We start from the raw sequence: 19,513 nt of genomic DNA, 5'->3' as shown, positions 1-19,513 counted from the left end.
ACAAAAAAGTCATGTCAATTTTAAGTTCGCAACTTTTTTTTAATGATAAATAATCAGCCAGATGGTAACATATGGTTCATGAGGATGAGATATACATAATTGATAAGGACGTGAGATAAATGTTTGTAAATTATAATAAAGAAAAAAATAGAATTCCTATAAAAATATGGGTTGAAGATAAAAGTAAAATAGAAGATGAGTGTATGGCACAAGCTACGAATTTATCTAATCTACCTTTTTTACATAAATGGGTTTGCCTAATGCCTGATACACATACAGGAAAAGGAATGCCCATAGGTGGAGTAATAGCAGCTGAAAATGTGATAATACCTAATGCTGTAGGAGTTGATATTGGTTGTGGTATGGCTTTTATCCAGACTAATATCCCTGTAAGATTATTAAAAGATACCAAAACACCTAATGGTTCATTACTTCAAGGCATCATAGGTGATATTCTTAGAAATATACCAGTTGGGTTTTCCCATCATACCAGTAGACAAGAGTGCACAATATTGGATGATGCTATTAAGAATCTTAATATATATCAAGATGCAAAAGAGCTGATTCCAGAAATTGAAGATGGATATTACCAAATGGGTACCCTTGGTGGTGGTAATCATTTTATTGAACTACAAGAGGATGAACAAGGATTGGTATGTATAATGCTTCATACTGGTAGTCGTCATTTGGGTTATAAGATATGTGATTATTACCATAAATTAGCAAGAAAATTAAACACTAGATGGTTCTCTTCTGTACCTGATGAACATAAATTAGCATTTCTACCTGTAAGTACCAAGGAAGGTCAAGATTATATCAATTGGATGAATCTAGCCTTAGGTTTTGCTAGTGAAAATAGAAGTCAGATACTTGATAATGTTATTAATATAGTAAATAAATGGGTTAAGAAACATTGTGATCTAAATACTGATTATACAGATTTGATTAATTGTCATCATAACTATGCTGCCATTGAACATCATTATGGTAAGAATGTCTGGGTGCATAGAAAAGGTGCAATACGTGTAAGAGAAAATGAACTTGGCATTATTCCAGGTGCAATGGGCTCTTATAGTTATATTGTAAAAGGCAAAGGTAATCCTGAAAGCTTCCAATCTTGTTCTCATGGTGCTGGACGATTGATGTCCAGAAAAAGAGCAATGGAAACCTTTGGTGTTGATGAAGTAATCAATGACCTAAAAGCAAATGAAGTAATAATTGGTAAAAGATCCAAGAAAGATATACCTGAAGAATCAAAGTTCGCTTATAAAGATATAGATACTGTCATTAATAATGAACTTGATTTGATAGAACCAATAAAGAAGCTGAAAACTATTGGTGTCGTAAAAGGTTAATTATTGGAAGTCTTCTTCCTTAATTATAAATTGTATTTTCTTCTATGCTAAGACTTTTAATGTCTTGCGGTGCCTAAGAGTTCTCTTAAGGTATGCCGAAGTGATACGGATAAAAGAGGTTAAGTACCTCAATTATGCTCGATTAGAGCACTAAATGGCCAGAACATCAAAAATGTTCGGGGTTCAAATCCCCAAGATTATGCAACCTTTATAGTTGCCCAAAAAACTTATTGATTTATCTAATTCCCTGCACAAAAATTATTATGAGTAACTTGATTCTAAGTTAACTCATATCTGGTTTTAAGTGCAACAGACCAAGTACTTGAGGCTATTGGGATACCGTTAGGATTAGAATATATCCAAGATATATCGTGTTCAGGATAGCACAACATCTTGAAACGTATATGTCTCCGATATACTATAACCCTTACTTAACATTAACTCCGCATTTGATTTGTGGGAATTAGAACTATTAACATACTAATCAACATATTGAAAGGAGATTATGCAATGAAATATTATATCAAAAAAACTGAAAGAGGCCTTCTTTTTAGAAATGGTGATTACATCAAGTCCCTTGACCCAGGAAAATATTCATTTCTATCCTTTCTAAAATATAAAGTTGTTATTTTAGATGTAACTAAACAACGTTTTAACGTTAAATTCGATCTAGATATATTAAAAGATGATGAAAAGCTATTAAGCGAACTAGATATTATAGATGTTAAAAATAACGAATTAGTTTTACATTATATAGATGGAAAATTATCTAACATATATGAAACAGGTAAGTATGCCTTTTGGAATATACATAAAAAAAATAAATTCAAGGTAATAGATATGATGGAACCTGAAGTCAGTAAAAATGTTGAATCAAATATATTCAATTCCAAAAATATCTTTCATCCAAAATTAAGAGACAAATTTGTTGAAATACATGTACAGCCATATGAGAAAGTATTGTTATTCTATAATAATACTTTCAAGACAATACTTGGTGCTGGAAGATATTATTATTGGACTAAATATGTTGACGTTACAGCTCAAAGTATAGATATGCGACAATGTCAATTAGATATGACTGGTCAAGAAATAATGACTGCTGATAAAGTGACGCTAAGATTAAACTTCTTTTGTCAATACAAAGTTAAAGATGTTATGAAGGCAACACTTGAAATCAAAAATTACGTGAACCAAATATACATTCTAGTACAACTTATACTACGTGAATATGTAGGCACAATAAAATTGGATGAACTGTTAAAAATGAAACAAGAAATTGGTGATTATGTCCTGTCAAGATTAAAAGAAAAGGAATCTGAAATGGGTATTGAATTCATATATGCCGGCATAAAAGATGTAATTCTACCAGGTGATATAAAAGACATACTTAATACTGTGTTATTAGCTGAGAAAAAAGCTCAAGCCAATGTTATAACAAGACGAGAAGAAGTGGCTTCCACTAGAAGCTTATTAAACACAGCAAAACTTATGGATGAAAACAAGACACTATACAAACTCAAAGAGCTAGAGCATATTGAAAAAATATGCGAAAAAATTGGTAGTATCTCACTTAATGGCGGTGGTAATGTCTTAGAACGATTAAATGAACTTTTTTAGACTTTCTATAAGATAGTAGGGGTTGTATTACAATACAACCCCTACTTCTATTTTCATAATGAAAATGTCATTTTACTATTATTGTAGCAGTAACTATGGTTTCACTTCCATTGACATGACCCTCTACAATGAAAGTTCCTTCCTTCATATAATTTTCTCTCTCAATACCATCCCATGCTATAGGTAAATCCATGATAGAATCATCACTTAATCTAGTAGGTAAATCCACTGGAAGTGTTGGTGCATAGCCTACCCCAGTTTCAACTTCTATAGGTGCAGTCTCTACTATGGAAACTTCATTCCTGTATACATCTAGTTCAGCAACACTTGCCCATCCACCATAACCTTCAATGGCTTCAAGTTTTACATACTTAGCTTCTGTTTCATTGAAAGTAATTGTTTTTGCATCATAATTAACATCCCAATTCCCTTCTGCTATTTTTATATAATCAATTCCATCATTAGATACATATAGTCTGTACTTGGATATTATTCCGTTATATTGACCAATCCTTGGCTGCATCTCTACCTTATTGATCCTATAAGTATCGTTAAGGTTTAGTGTAATTGATTGAGGCAGTGAATCTGATAAATCCCATTTTGTATGCCATAGAGTTCCTTTGTCCCCATCAATAGCATTTGAGGCAGGGTCCCAAGTCTCTTGACTTGTTGCTGTGGCAGTCATATTAGATTGTGATACTTTACTTAAATCCACTGGAGTTATCTCAGTTGGCTCAGATGGTAGATATTCAATTTCTTTTATAACAAGATCATCAAGGACGAAATCACTTGAATTTCCATTAACACATTTTATGCCTATCCAGCTATCTCCTGAATTAGATGCTTGGAATGATTTTGTGAATTGTGTAGGTTCATCAGCAAATTTTATAGGCTTGGTATATATTTGTGTCTCCCCGTCGCCAATTACAAATTCGTAAGCACCATCAGCATTAGTTTCGTATACAAAAGTCACTTCATAACATTGACCTTCAGCAAATCTTAGATTTTGAGGTATAGTCTGATAAACAAGTCCTGCTGATTCCTTGTGTGCTTTCAGTGACCAGTTACCGTTAATTACATCATCTATCTCTTTTTGGTTCCAGCCTTTTTGAGTATATGGAGCGTTAAGTTCAGATAGATGGGTTCTTGGATCATTGACACCACCAGCAGAACCTTTAACAAATGGATATATCCCTTGAACTATATTCTCAAAATCCTCTGCAAAATACACATCTTCCCCTTTAGCAACTTTTGTTGTCTTAACAACACGTAAATCATCAAATATGGCTGTATCCGTACCTGCTTCTGTTTTTAAATATATAGTAGCTGAGTCACTACCTGATTGAACGTCAAACAATACTCTCATTCTCTGCATTTTGGTATTGTTTTTTGAATCAGCCAAGATATAGTTATAAGCTATGGAATTATCTGTGTAGTTGGAATTGTCATTTCCATCACTAGTCATCACACCAATAGATGAACGTCTATTTCCTTTTACTTCTACATATACTGAAGCCGCATATGTTCCCTCTGATAAACCAGTAATCTCTTGGCTTATAGTTGCACCACTACCATTTTCTATTACTAATTCGTATTGTGAAGAATCATTACGTTTCACTGACACTCCTTCTCCAGTGACTGTATAATCATCTAAATCACCATTATTGAATCCAGGGTCTTTGATAAGCGTTCCTTGCCCAAAATCAACATTTTCATGTACCTGTGCATCTTGCTTATACACTACATATGGTGTAGCTGGGTCTGCATTAATAGTTATTTGTCCCTGAATAACTTGAATATCTTCAATTAATTCTCTACCTTGGTCAGTAAGTTTGTATAACTTGACTGTATCAAGCCCGTCATAGCTTAAAGGCAATTTCCAGGTACTAGTACCACCATTTTTATTATAGTGATATAATTTTTCTTCTGTAGCTGGGTCCCATGGTAATAGATATTTACTTCCTTCTAGAACCTTGATACCGTCTTTTGTAATGATTTTTGTTCCTGTCTTATTACTTACACTTACATTGTCGGTAAAATTAATAGTATCAGATTCCCATTCTATTATAGGAAAATGTTGTAGATATTTCGTTGGCATATTAACCTCAAATACAACTTTTATAGCATTGTCAAAGTTCTTACTTCCCTGCCATCCTTCGTAGTCAGTTACTTCTGCCCCACCAAGAAGTTCATTACGTGCAATCCATGTATCTTTTTGGTGATTACGTATGAATCTGGCTATTTTACTGTTGAAGCCTTTCATATCCTGTCCGCCGTAATTATAATCTACAGCCCAGTGATACCAGATAGAATCTTCTTCTAATGTATTAGGAAATTCAGTAGTCATAGCCCAACCTAGTGAATTAATCTCTCTAGCTAGCCTTCTTCCATTCCATCCATTCTCAAACCAAGCATCAGCGTAAATGAAGTCAAGGTTTGGCACTTCTTCTTTCAACGCTCTGAATCTATTCAATCTGTTATTGGTAGTAGCTTCTCTTCTCATTGTTGGTTTATCAAAATCATATGATGGATCCAACCAATCCCAACCTGGTTTATTTATGTTAACTAATTCATTGTCAAATGCATAAGCCTCAGGGTGAGCACCTGTTGCGGATATATGAACACCGAAAAATCCATTGTATTTATGACCTTCATCAATCAATGTATTCATATCACAAGCTCCACCTTGGCGAATACCAATATGTCCTGCATAATCTGGATGTGCTGAATCGTGTCCTTCTGATTGATAGCCCTTAAGCTCTACAAACTGTCCAAGTCCATCAGTAGCCAGATATAATCTTTTTGTTTCGTCTAGAGTTTTTAAGAATGGATTGGTTGCTTGACTTGCAAAATTAAATGGTATCCTATGTATCAATAAATCTGGTACTTTTTCACTAAACTTTGGATTGTTCATTATTTCACGAAATGCAACTGCTCCATCCTGCCAATCAACACAATCGTCATTATTGGCATTACCGGTAATAATCACTTTTACACTTGGTAATGGCTCTACTTCATCAATTTTGTCTGGTCTGTATAACCAAGAAGCACTCCAGATTCCTGTACTGTAATAACCTGTTTTTCCTACAGTCTGCTTCTTGATTCGCTCATTATCTCTATCGCTGCTATAATCAGGTAATGCGTTAGTCCATATAGTTCCTGCTAACTGGTTAGTATTAATAATTGCATACATATAGTTAAGGGGTTGATTATCTACAGCTACATTGTTCTCTACAGATGTAAAAACGTCACCACTGCCACTTACTGCATTATACATGCGTGTCCCTGCAAAAGCTGCACCTTCTTGATTGCTATGTACAGCTAATAAGCTGTGATTAGGTATTTCAATATTCTTTGCTAAGGTATTTCCATTTTCCATAATACCAGTAACATCAAAGAATAGTTTATTATCTACTACTTCCAACTTGATTGTCATAACCACATCTATATCAGTGATGTTAAGTGTATACTCGGCTTGATTATCATTTACTTTGGAAAAATCAACTTGCGGTTTGTAATTCACTCCATTGATTTTGATGCTATCCAATGTACTCTCTTGACCATACATTATTTCTCCTGAAGTCATTTGATATTTTTCCACTCTTGGGAAATTCTTATCTATAATGACAGTCATTTGATTAGAACTGATAGTTGTCATATTACTGTCCAAAGTTTCTGCAACCCCAGATGCAGTCAGTTCTTGTTGTTTTTCCTCATTGATAACTTCTTTAGCTGATACTGGCATAAAAACTCCAAAAACCTGTAAAAACATGAGTACAAAAGATAATACCATCACCTTTGTTCCTCTTATTCTTTTTCTTTTCATATACCTTCTCCTCCTTGAAAAATAGATTTATATTAACTCCCTATTCTTTTACAGCTCCAGCAACAATACCATCAAATATGTACTTCTGAAAAACAATGTATAGAGTAACTGTTGGTATCATTACTATTATTACTGCGGCACTTAATTGAGGCCATGCCCCGCTTCTCTGACTTGCAAAACTCATCAACATGGTTGTCAACGTACGTTTACTTTCTGATGGCATATACAAATAAGGAATATACATATCATTCATTACTTCAACTGCCTTAAGTATACCTAAAGTGGCAGTAGCTGGTATTACCATTGGAAATATGACTTTCCTGTATATGGTAAAATATGAAGCTCCATCAATCATTGCACTTTCATCAATACTCATAGGTATTTGATTCATGAATTGGAGATAGATGTATATCTGCATCAAATCCGTTCCTATGTATATGACTATTGGTGCTAACAGAGTATTATACAAGCCCACTTTAGTTATAATTCCAAACCTTGCTATCTCTGTAACGAAACTTGGTACAAGCATACCCATTAAAAATATTAAAAAGTACACTTTTTTAAGTTTGAAATCAAAACGACTTAAAATATAGGCAATCATAGTTGATAATACTGCATTTACCACTACTGAAACAGTTACTAGAATAAGTGAATTCTTAAGTCCTGTAAGTACATTTCCTTTCTCAAATACAAACTTGAAATTATCCAAGAAAAATTGTGTAGGAGGTTTCAAAGGAAATTCTGAACCAATCTGAAATTGTGTTTTGAAAGAAGCAAAAACAGTAACCATAATAGGTAAAAATACAATTATAGTAATACCTAAGAAAAAAATCATTTTTAATACTTCAACCAAGTTTCTTTTACTTTTATATTTGTTATTCCTTTTCATCCAATCACCTCTTCTCTGATATTACCTTTTTCTGTATAACGCTGATTACTACTATCATCAACAATAAAACCACTGCCATGGCTGACGCTTTACCAAAATGGCTGTAAGTGAATGCTTGCTGTATTGTATACAGAGTAAAAGTTGTACTTGATTTTCCCGGTCCTCCACTTGTCATTACAAATGGAATATCAAATATCATTAATGCACCTCTAACATTCAAGAATAGTATAATCTCAATTACTGTTCTAATGTTAGGTATAACTATTTTAACGAATAATTGGAACGAATTAGCCCCGTCGACCTTAGCAGCCTCTAACATCTCTCCCGGAATTGATTGAATACCTGCTAGAAATAATATGACGTGTATACCGCAGAAACGCCAAATTGATACAGCAGCCAATGAGAAATTAACTGTTTTCATATTACTGATCCATGATACAGGAGCAGCTCCAAACAATTCTAGGATTGAGTTTAATACTCCTCCTTGAGAACTATAAAGAAATGAAAACATATATGCCACTGCAACACCATTAATTATATATGGCAGGAAAACTATTCCTTTGAATGTCTTAGAAAATCTTACTCTTTTATCTAATAAAAATGCTATAAACATTTCTATAGGAATAAATAGTAGATGAATCACAAAATAAGTACCATTGTTCCTCAAACTAACCCATACATCACTGTCTTTAAAAACATCTACATAATTATCTACTCCAACATATCCTATTGTCTTGCTCATACCATCCCAATCAGTAAAACTTAGATGAAAAAGTTTGAACAAAGGAAATATCACAAACACTGCCAATAGGATAGTAGGAATAACTAAGAAACTTACAATTATTATATTTTTTTGTCTATTTCTATTAGTTAACATATATACTGTCCATCCCCTCTATATAAGGTAAAAAGTTATCACCGATTATTGTTTCAAATAAAGCTTTGAAAGAAAATAATATAACTTCTTTCAAAGCTTTGTCATTATAATTAAAATAAAGAATCCCTCTAGATTATATGCAACTTATTTATTTCTTGCATCTTTCCATTTCTTATTCATATCGCTCATCATCTTTTCAAAATCTACGCCCGCCAACATATCTTGTCCCATACCTTTTACATCAAAACTTATGGTATCAGCTATTTTCTTATATTCTTCATTTCCTGCATCATATACTACATATTCCAGATCAACGCCTTTAAATGCTTGGTTGAAGAAAGGTATGTCTGCACTTACATCTTTCATAGTAGATAATTGTTGTGTGTAATCCACATATTCTTTATAGTATTCACTCATATAAAACCAGTTGATGAATTCTTTTGCTTCAGCAATATGCTTACTTGTTTTTGGAGTACCCATGAAGCCTTCAGCAGTTGTAATAACATTCAATGGTTCGTCTTTTGATTCACGTACTGGAAGAACGAATATACCAAGATCTTCATCTTTGTTACCACCCATAGTGTCATATTCTTGAGCAAACCATTGTCCAGCTGCTAACATTGCACCTTCACCTGCTAGGAACATAGCTTTTTGTTGATCCCAACCATATCCAAGTGGATCGTTTCCACATACTTTTGCATCATAGAGTACTTTAATCTTAGAATATGCTTCATAGAAAGGTTCGCCCTTGCTGAATGGTTCATCTTTTGAAGCCATATCACTCCAGTATTTTCCATCATCAGCTTGTAACAATGGCATGAATTCATTGAATGGGTATGTAGTCCAAGAATCCTTTCCACCAAGTAATAGTGGTATGTATTCATCTTTTTCCTTGATTGTATTGGCAATATTAATGAATTCATCCCAAGTTCTAGGAATGTCTAGATTATATTTTTCAAAGATATCTTTTCTATAATAAACAAATTCATTAAATGCTCCTTGTGGAATTCCTATAACGTTACCATCTAGCGCATAATCAAGAGCTACATTATTATTCTTAGTAGCTTCAAGCTCATTTAATGGTTCCATTATTTCTTTGTATGTTAGTAGATTACTCGCTCTTACCAAGAATACATCTGGTAATTGATTAGCTGAATTTCTTATTTTCATTGTATTATCATATTCTGTTGGCTGTATCTGTTCTACTTTGATAGTTACATTAGGATGATCTTTTTTATAAGCCTCACTAATGCTGTTTATCCCTGTAAGATATTCATAACCAACTTCATTCCATAGTACAAAAGTAAGAGTTACAGGTTTCTTATTAGTTTCCTCGTTGTTTTCTTTTTGAACATCTTTGGAAACTTCTTTGCCCCCATTGTTATCTTCTTTCTTTTGGCATCCTACCCCAATGATACTTATCAATAAAGTTAAACATAATAAAACACTTAGCCTTTTGAATGATTTCATTTTCATTCCCTCCTTGAGTTTATATAAGTAATTACCTTATATGTAATTTCATATATATCTTACAATATTATTTGGTAATTTTTAATGATTTATAGTAGGCTATTCATGATATCTTTTATGCAATTATTTACTAATTATTTTATCTGCCAATAATATTTTATGGATTTCATGATATTTATTGTTTTTATTGATATTTTTTTGTGCTTTATTTCAATATTTATAACTTTTTATACTGTTTTGGACTCATACCCACAATTTTTTTGAAGGTTCTGCTGAAGTGTTCAACATTAGCATATCCTACAGAATAGCAAATCTCATATATCTTCATATCTGTATCCGATAATAATAACTTCGCTTTTTCTATTCTTTTTTTCGTTAGATACTCTGTAAATGTAAGATTTAGGTCTTTAGCAAATATCTTACTGAAATATGCTTCACTGAGGTGAACATGCTCACATACATTCTTGAATGTGATCCTCTCCATATAATGCTTTTCAATGAATTGTTTTGCTTTTTTACTAGATGAACTTATTCCTAGGTATCTATCCTCTTGTAGATAATTGAATATATCCTCTACTAAACTTTTTATCCATGCATTCACTTCATCAACAGTTTCATATATCTTTATATGCTCATAAAAATCAACCTTTTCATTAGGAAGACTGTAATCAGTATCTATATCATTTATGTACTGTGAAATGAGGAAAAACAATTCCATATATGGTATGAGGATATCATTTATTTTTTTTATCTTGAACGTACTGATAATCTCAAATATCCTATCTAGTTCTTGAAAAGCAACCTGCTTATTTAGGTTGTCCAATGCTTTCAATAATTCTTTTTCTTCACCTATAATGCTATGTCTATTACTTTCTTCTACATATATAGCATCTTTTGGAAATATATTTTTTCCTTTTCCCAATATAAATCTCAACTGTACATTTTTTTTTGCTTGTGTATAAGAAAATGGTATATAGTCATATCCGCTTTTTATATCACTAATCCCAATGCTAGTCTTAATATTTACTCCATTAAAAAGTACATGCCTGACACCTTCCAAAATTTCATTGATTTCATTGTTTATCTTAGACAGGCTATATGACTTGCTTGATAGAATGATAATATATTCCTTTGAAGACATTGGAAGTACTTCTCCGAATTCCAATTTATTCAATACTTGATCTATTGCTCTTACAACACTTCTCTCAAAATCCTTAATACTATTTTTATATCTATTTTCAATCTGTTGAAAATCATCTATTAGAATACACAATACCGCCAAGTTATTATTAACCAGTCTAATTGAATACTCAGATATATCTTGATCAATATCATAATTTTCTCTGTCAAATAATAAACCCTTTATAAATTTATTTTTGTCTTTCTTAATCTGATTTTGATTTTTCTTAACTTTCTTATGCTTATTTATAACAGTAAGCACTAATTCTAGTACTTGCTCAGGTTCCATTTCTCTCTTAAGTATATAATCAGTTACCCCATATTGAAAAGCTTGACGAACTAAGTGAAAATCATCGTATGCACTGAGTACGATAACTGCAGGATTGATTGACATTTTTTTTAATTCTTCCAGTAATTTCAATCCATCCATAACAGGCATATTAATATCTGTTATAATAACATCTATATCCATATTATCTTTTATGATATCCAATGCTTTTTTCCCATTAGCTGCTTCCAAACTCATATCAATGTTGTACTTTTCCCATTCTATCAATGTTTTTAACGCAAATCTGAAAATAGGTTCGTCCTCTACAAGTAATATTTTATACATCACTTTTTCCTCCTTCATTTATTATAGGAAGTATTAATGTAACTTTTGTATATTTCATATACTCACTATCAATTGTAATACCATATCCTTCTCCATGATTCAATTTTATCCTCCGCATTACATTGTTTACACCTATATGGTTAAAACTTTTTCTGTCTTCACTTTTTTGACTATTGATTATGTCATATATTCTTTCTTTTTCAATACCTATCCCATTATCTTCTATTTCAAAAATCAATAATTCTTTCTTTATGTAACCTCTAACTTTTATGATACCTTTTCTGTCTATTTTACTAATTCCATGATGGATAGCATTCTCTATAAGAGGTTGTAATGTAAGCTTTATCATATATAACGATTCTATTTCCTCACTGATGTCATATTCAACTGTGAATAGTTCATCAAATCTGACTTTCATTATGTATAGATAATTATCAAGATATTCTATTTCTGTTTTTACCTTAATCAATGAATTATTATGTTTAAATATAGCAGACAGGAGTTTCATAAAAGCATCTGTCATATTTTTGATTCCATCTACTTTTGCTATCATTGCCATAAGTCTTATTGATGATAATGTATTATATATGAAATGAGGTTGAATCTGAGCCTGCAAGGCTTTCATTTCTTCCTTTCTTTTCTCCTTTTCTTGTATGTCCCTTTCAATAATCAATTGATTTATCTCGGATACCATATTATTGAAAGATTCACCCATCTCAACTATTTCTGAACTACCTTCTACAACAATCTTCTCATCAAAATTCCCCTTTTGCACACTTTTCATCTTACTGATTAATTGTTTGATTGGAGTAACTATGTCTTTGATAAAGAAAACAGCAAAAATAATGAATAAAATAATTATGACTATGTAGATTAAAACAAAATACATCATTACCTGATTCATCTCACTGGTTAACATATTGTAATCAATTATATTCACTAGTAACCATTTATCGTTATTAGTTGAATAAGTATAAATCATACTCTTTTTATAATTGATCCATATATTATTATAACTGCTCTTAACACAATCTTTATTGAATACACCGCACTCCTTAATATCTTCCTTTGAGATTTTATTATCTGATGATACGATAATATCATTATCTTTATTTATTAGTAATCCTGTTCCCATCCTATGATTTTGATATTTGGTATATATGGAATCTATACTCTTGGGCATAAAAACAAAACAAACTACTTCAACTTGATTCTGTTCACCTAAGATATCTGGACTCATAGTAAAAAGTAATTGTTTTTGACTAAGTCCAGTACTAATTAGTTCTTTTGTTTCTTCTGGCATTATGATTCTACCTTTATTCTTAATGGTTTCACCATACCACGCTTCTTTTCTCAAAGTTTTCTCATCTTCTATTAAAGGACTTTTGAAGTAATAATGTTCACCATCTTTATAAAAGAAAATAACTGAATATATGTCATCAGAACAATTCAACAATGAATTTATTTTAGAATTGACTTGATTGGATAAGTCTAAACGCTGATAACCTTCAGCTTCAGATTGTTTCATCTTAGACACTAGATCGATAATCTCAGAATCGTTTCCTATCATCGCACCTTTTAAAGAAATATTATTTAACTCATCCTGTATTCTTATAGACATCTGTTCCATTGTTTGCAGAACCATCTCGGAATAGTGATTTACAAAGATATTTTTATAAGCCATATTCAGTAGAAAACTAATTAATAATACAGGTATAATAATCAATAAAATAAAATTCAAAAAATACTTGGTAGTAATGCTTTGCCTTTTAACTACTTTTTTCCCCATAATTGTCCCCCTGTTGTTTTATCATGGTAGTATATGGTCATTATTATTAATTATAACAAAAACCATCCATTTTTTTAACATTTGGATGGTTTTTTTTATGAAAATATTTATAAAAAAAGAATGATACCAATATTGATACCATTCTTTAATTATTTATTCTATTGTCCAAGTAACCCATTATAAAGTAGATTGACTAATTCGCCAGTTCCACCTTTATTAGTGCCAGTGGCTGGAACATGGTCACCAGTTAATTCCCAGAATATAATACCTCCATAGTTATTATTAATTACGTAATCTATTTTTTCTTGTAAGGAGACAGCATCCTCGTAGGTATACATTTCCCCTTTGTTTTCACTATATAGATATGGAACTTTTGAAATTGGGTCACGATATTTTTGGAAAGAGTTGTCTTGTTCTTTGTTTATCATATCATAGTATGGATTATTACCAGCATATCTTCCACCATCCCATATACCATGTGCCCCATAAGTACCTGTATGATTAGTACCAGAACAAGTTGCATACAATCCTGGCAAAGTGCTTATTGGTCCATTGTTCTGTACTTTTGCCCATCCTCTTGAATAGAATGGTGAACCTAGAACTAGTTTATCAGCTGGTATACCAAAGGTTTTTAGATACTCCATTGCTTCATGTACTGTGTATTTCTTAGCTAATTCAACATTAGCTTCAACTTGAACAGGGTCAGTATATAATGTTTGGAAATATGATCTGTAAGCATTTTCTGCATTTGTATTAAAATACATTGGTGATTGATGACCTGTTATGCCTTCCCAAGCACCATGCATATCATAGGTCATAACATTGATAAAGTCTACATATTGTGCATATAGATTAGGCTCCGTCTGGTCTATTTTATCTTTACCGCAACCTACAGCAGTAGTTACATAATAATATTTTCCATCAGTAGTACCTGCTTGATCAAGAGTAGTTCTAAGTTGTTGTAGTAATAAAGTAAAAGTCTGTTTCTCATCTGGAGTCGCATAAGGTGTACCTAAATCATTAGGATTATCAACTGTATCTCCTGCACGATAGAATGTAGGATATTCCCAATCAATATCAACACCGTCAAAGTTCCATTCTCTTAGAAAGGCAACTACACTAAGAGCGAACTTCTCTCTTGAAGCCTGCGTAGCCGCAACATTATGAAATTCTGCTGACCTTGACCATCCTCCTACTGAAATAAGAATATTAGTATTAGGATATTGCTGCTTCAATTTCTTGAACTGACCTAAACATCCTTTGTAAGGAGAATTCCAAGGTTCTCCTAATGACATTTCTTTAGCTGCCCATTGATCAAAACATGCTATTTCCCCATTTTTGATATCTGCAAAAGCATAATTAATATGAGTAACTTTATCCCATGGAATATCAGATGGTTTATATTGATTATGTCCTCCATAAACTCCCCATTCAGGATAATAAGCAACTATCCTTTTACCAGTTGGTGGAGGTGTTGGATCTGGGTCTGGGTCTGGGTCTGGATTAGGATCCGGGTCTGGATTAGGGTCTGGATCAGGTGTTGTAGTTACCAGCCATAGTGATTGAACATTAGGTGGCTCCCATCCTACTAATGATGTATGATTCTGCCTACATTCATAAACTGTACTATTATAAGTTACTAAGTCCCCAACACTATAACTTACTCCAGCCTGCCATTCATTGATCTGTTGTGCCTGCGTACTAGTACTTGTGATTGTTGTAAAAAGTAATAGAACCGCAATAATTAGAGTCATAAGATTGTGAAATTTCTTCATGATAATTCTTCCTCCTATTTTTTTATTTCTTTTGTCACTAATGGGTATTAATCTAGCCAATTCTAGTTAAACCTATTGCCATATGAATATATTTAATAGATTAAATATTCATGTAATAATCTATCTAACCAAAAAAATAAAGAAGGAATATTTTTTTTTTTTTTTTATTATTAATGTAGAAGGAATTTGAAGATAAGTTTATAAATAATTGTTATTTTATTAGATAATATCATACGTTAACTTTAGATACTAGAAGATAATCTTGTTCTTTATTGCACAATATTGTCCTTTATCAAACAATCTAAAAAGCTTATGGATTATTAACATCATAAGCTTTTATTATAATTATTACTCTATATTTAATTTTATCTATCTATATTTCTCTTCCTTAAGAGTTTTAAAATATTGTTTAGTCTCAAATGATATGACTCCACTTAGACCAATAATTCCAATAAGGTTAGGTATAGCCATTAATCCGTTTACAATATCAGCTATAACCCATATCAAGTCTAATTTTAGGAAAGCCCCTACTCCAACTAATCCTATAAATATTAATTTGTATGGTACAATGCCTTTAACTCCAAATAGATATTCTGTACATCTTTCTCCATAATAATTCCATCCAAGAATTGTTGTAAATGCAAAGAATATAAGTCCTATAGTTACAATGAATTCTCCACCAGCTATAGGTAATCCTTGTTTAAATGCCAAGTTAGTCATTTCGGCTCCAGCAAATTCTGACTTAAAAGCACCTGTCATAACTAATGCTATACCTGTCATGGTACATATTATGATAGTATCAAAAAAAGTACCCGTCATAGATATTAACCCTTGTTTAACACATGAATTAGTCTTAGCCGCAGCAGCCGCTATTGGAGCAGAACCAAGTCCTGATTCGTTGGAAAATACACCTCTTGAAATTCCATTCTGAATAGCCTTCATTACTGTTGTCCCTAAGAATCCACCAGCAGCAGCCATAGGTGTAAACGCACTATTTATAATCAATGAAACGGCACTTGGTACAGATTTTATATTATATATAATTATTGTAAGAGAAGCAATTATGTATAAAACAGCCATTATAGGAACTATAAATTCACATACACCTGAGATACTTTTTATTCCACCTAATGTAACGAAAGTCACTAACAATGTCAATACAACTGCCGTCACTACAATTGGAACATTAAAAGTGATTTTCACAGCAGTTGTAATAGAATTGATCTGTGTAAATGTCCCTATGCCGAAGAATGCAACCCCAATACCAAATATCGCAAAAAGCTTAGCAAGAAATTTATTACCTAAACCTTTTTCTATATAATACATAGGTCCACCTGACATCTGACCATTTTTATCAATCACTCTATATTTTACTGCCAATAAGGATTCAGCATATTTAGTTGCCATTCCAAAAAATGCAGCAATCCACATCCAGAAAAGTGCTCCTGGACCTCCTGCTTTCATAGCTGTTGCAACTCCAACAATATTACCTGTACCTATAGTCGCTGCTAAAGCAGTGCATAATGCTGCAAAACTCGATACATCTCCCTCAGCTTTATTATCTTGATCCTTGCCAAATAGATATTTAAGTGCTAAAGGTAGTTTAAAAACCTGTATTAGTCCAAGTCTAATGGTAAGATATAATCCTGTTCCAACCAACAATATAAGTAATGGGGGCCCCCATACCACGCTGTCGATTCTTTTAAATATTTCAATCATTGTATCCATTAGAAATCCTCCGTCTTTAATAATTTATGTCTTAGTATAGGAAAATATAGTATCTCCTTGCAATAAAAAAAGCCAATGGTATGATTCCATGGCTTGAAAATAAGAAAAGCCAAATCATATGATTTGACCTCTGGTTACAAAAATATATTCTATCGTGAATATATCCTCTGTCCTTTTACCTGAGAGTTTCACTAATTATTAATTAGTTTTCCCCTTCGGTGCTCATTAAAGAGTCTCTCCAGAGGTTCGTCCAATAGCGGTTGATAATCTTCCGCAATCTTCATCCGAACATATTTACTTTTACATACATATTATAACAGCATTTCTTATTTTGTAAATATAAAATTTTTAACAACTACTAAATATTAATTAAGCTATGGTTTTTATGTATGTCATCAATAATTGAACACCGATAGCTAATACAAGAGAACATACAGCTGTAATAGGTCTTACAGTACGTTCAGAAATATTTAATATCTTACCTCTTTTCTCTGCTTTAGCAATTAACATTATGATGAAGGCATTAACCAAGTTATTGATTATTAAGAATTTCAATAAATATTCTTGTGGACCTTTACTAATCATTCTAGATGGAATACCAATATTAAATAGAATAATAGCATCTATAAAATATATAATTCTCCAAGAAAAACCTGCAAATAGTGCACTAGTTAGTCCAATCTCCTTGTTTTTCTTAACACTCCATGTTACTAATGCCATTACACTTAAGCCTTCTAAAATAATAGCAAATGCTGGATTAATAACTTTCACTGGATGTGAAATAGGCATTAATAAATTGACTAGTTTAATAATACCAGCTATCAAACTTGAATAGAATATCACTGAAATATTATTACTTTGCTTATAAGCTTTACGTAAAATACAATAACCTATAGGAAACATAATACAGCCACTAATACCAATAGTACTCAAATTCAATAGATAACCAAGTGTTGCTTCTGCGATACCCCAAATTCCTCCAAAAAATAAAGCGTAAATTAATGTACTTTTTAATCTGCCTTTCATTTTTTAACACCCTCCAATAAATTCATAATATTAAATTAATATACTAGTATTAATTATATATTCTATATTTATTATATCACTTAATTTGCTATTGTTCAATTAATTCAACATATTTTGCAATCAACTATTTATTGTTCTATTTTTAGTAAAATGCAAATAAATATTAGTTGTTTTGTAAAAGCACTTAAATATTAATTGTTATTATATAAAAAAACTAATAATTTTAATGTGACATTTTTCTTATTATATGTTAGTATATTTTTTGCTTTGTAATATTATTGATATTCCTGAAATATAGATAAAAGGAATCTATAATAATATGATCTGTTATTGAATAATACCTTCTACTTTATAGACTTTTTTATATAATTCATTCCTTATTCTCTTAAATTCTTCCTCACTGATCTTAGAGGGATATGACATGATAAGTAGAGGTACGCTTTTTTTATTCTTATCATAAGCTGGCTGAACATAATCATAGTTATTAAGTATCAATCCTAATCGTGTATAGAAGTCTATTCTTTTTTTAGCTTCATGTGTATTTGGTTCTTCGACTTCTAATATTATTTTATTGTTATTATCTATGATTTCTCTGATTATATTACTTCCATAACCCTTTCCTCTACTATTCTTGTCAAAAGCTAAATGCTCGATGTAAACGAAATCACTTAGATCCCAAGTTGTATAAAATCCTACAATTATATTATTATCTTTTACAGGATACCAACTATATTTATCCTCTTTCATTATATCCATCTGCTGTTTTAAACTTCTACGTTCATTCTCTGGAAATGAATCGCAATATATGTTCCAGATTGCTTCAAAATCTTCCATTTTAATCTATTCTCCTACGTATATATTTAAAATAAGGGACTGTTTTAGAATACTAATAAGTATTTTAACAGCCACCTTTTTTAATCTAATTTGTTTATAGTTCCTCTTTAATTTAAATAAATTACTTTTTCAGATGACCATTCTATATCATCAATTTTCTTTGACCATTCTTCTTTGTTATCAATTTTTATAGTTATTTTTTCATCATCAATATAATACTCTAAATTACCAATATCAGTATCGTTTTTATCTAATTTTATTTCATACATTTTATCTGTATCGATTTCATAAAAGTAGACAGTATCTTTTATTTGTTTTCCATCTTGCCCTTCTTTAGTAAATACTAGTGTATCGTTTGTTGTTTTATATGAAAAATACATATTCCTGAATAATACAGTTTTATCATCATCTACTCTAATTAAATTGCTATCATTATCCATGTATAATACAACTGCTCGTCCCTTAATATCAGATATACTGACTATATCATAAAAATTGTCCCCTATTACATCAATGTCATTAAGTTAAGAAA

13 protein-coding genes and 1 riboswitch are annotated in these 19,513 nt (G+C 31.5%); of the genes, 2 read left to right on the top strand and 11 right to left on the bottom strand.

Annotated features, from left to right (window positions below):
- The first annotated feature begins 119 nt into the window (after positions 1-119).
- Together ACX6CF_RS18525 and ACX6CF_RS18520 are read left to right on the top strand one after the other, a co-directional pair.
- Positions 120-1,355, top strand: a complete 1,236-nt coding sequence (locus tag ACX6CF_RS18525) for an RtcB family protein (RefSeq protein WP_458786854.1) — start codon at positions 120-122, stop codon at positions 1,353-1,355.
- Between the two features lie 510 nt (positions 1,356-1,865).
- Positions 1,866-2,975, top strand: a complete 1,110-nt coding sequence (locus ACX6CF_RS18520) for a slipin family protein (RefSeq protein ID WP_458786853.1) — start codon at positions 1,866-1,868, stop codon at positions 2,973-2,975.
- 67 nt (positions 2,976-3,042) lie between these two features.
- Here the strand turns inward: ACX6CF_RS18520 and ACX6CF_RS18515 are convergent, their stop codons facing one another.
- The 11 genes from ACX6CF_RS18515 to ACX6CF_RS18465 all read right to left on the bottom strand — a co-directional run bounded on the left by ACX6CF_RS18515 (position 3,043) and on the right by ACX6CF_RS18465 (position 19,421).
- Complete coding sequence (locus ACX6CF_RS18515; RefSeq protein WP_458786852.1) at positions 3,043-6,801, bottom strand: endo-alpha-N-acetylgalactosaminidase family protein; 3,759 nt, start codon at positions 6,799-6,801, stop codon at positions 3,043-3,045.
- 40 nt (positions 6,802-6,841) lie between these two features.
- Complete coding sequence (locus tag ACX6CF_RS18510; protein WP_458786851.1) at positions 6,842-7,690, bottom strand: carbohydrate ABC transporter permease; 849 nt, start codon at positions 7,688-7,690, stop codon at positions 6,842-6,844.
- A gap of 4 nt (positions 7,691-7,694) precedes the next feature.
- Positions 7,695-8,567 carry a carbohydrate ABC transporter permease gene (locus ACX6CF_RS18505; RefSeq protein ID WP_458786850.1) on the bottom strand — a complete coding sequence of 291 codons (873 nt, stop codon included), beginning with the start codon at positions 8,565-8,567 and terminating at the stop codon, positions 7,695-7,697.
- A 144-nt stretch (positions 8,568-8,711) separates the two neighbouring features.
- Complete coding sequence (locus ACX6CF_RS18500) at positions 8,712-10,037, bottom strand: ABC transporter substrate-binding protein (protein WP_458786849.1); 1,326 nt, start codon at positions 10,035-10,037, stop codon at positions 8,712-8,714.
- Between the two features lie 217 nt (positions 10,038-10,254).
- Positions 10,255-11,829, bottom strand: coding sequence for a response regulator transcription factor (locus ACX6CF_RS18495; protein WP_458786848.1), 1,575 nt, complete (start codon positions 11,827-11,829; stop codon positions 10,255-10,257).
- A complete protein-coding gene (locus tag ACX6CF_RS18490; RefSeq protein WP_458786847.1) occupies positions 11,822-13,618 on the bottom strand; it encodes a cache domain-containing sensor histidine kinase in 1,797 nt (598 codons plus the stop codon). Before ACX6CF_RS18490 ends, ACX6CF_RS18495 begins: the two co-directional genes overlap by 8 nt.
- A 158-nt stretch (positions 13,619-13,776) precedes the next feature.
- On the bottom strand, positions 13,777-15,393 hold the full coding sequence (locus tag ACX6CF_RS18485) for a glycosyl hydrolase family 18 protein (protein WP_458786846.1): 1,617 nt from the start codon (positions 15,391-15,393) through the stop codon (positions 13,777-13,779).
- 369 nt (positions 15,394-15,762) lie between these two features.
- Entirely contained in the window at positions 15,763-17,121 is a 1,359-nt protein-coding gene (locus ACX6CF_RS18480; RefSeq protein WP_458786845.1) for an alanine/glycine:cation symporter family protein, read from the bottom strand.
- 157 nt (positions 17,122-17,278) lie between these two features.
- Positions 17,279-17,373, bottom strand: a riboswitch (glycine riboswitch).
- Between the two features lie 117 nt (positions 17,374-17,490).
- Complete coding sequence (locus tag ACX6CF_RS18475) at positions 17,491-18,147, bottom strand: hypothetical protein (RefSeq protein ID WP_458786844.1); 657 nt, start codon at positions 18,145-18,147, stop codon at positions 17,491-17,493.
- A gap of 327 nt (positions 18,148-18,474) precedes the next feature.
- Positions 18,475-18,981, bottom strand: a complete 507-nt coding sequence (locus ACX6CF_RS18470; RefSeq protein ID WP_458786843.1) for a GNAT family N-acetyltransferase — start codon at positions 18,979-18,981, stop codon at positions 18,475-18,477.
- A 107-nt stretch (positions 18,982-19,088) separates the two neighbouring features.
- A complete protein-coding gene (locus ACX6CF_RS18465; protein ID WP_458786842.1) occupies positions 19,089-19,421 on the bottom strand; it encodes a hypothetical protein in 333 nt (110 codons plus the stop codon).
- Positions 19,422-19,513 lie beyond the last annotated feature (92 nt).

It is taken from the genome of Vallitalea sediminicola, assembly GCF_054408565.1.
Note: the sequence above shows the minus strand (reverse complement) of the source record. Positions and strands in the feature narration are given on the sequence as shown.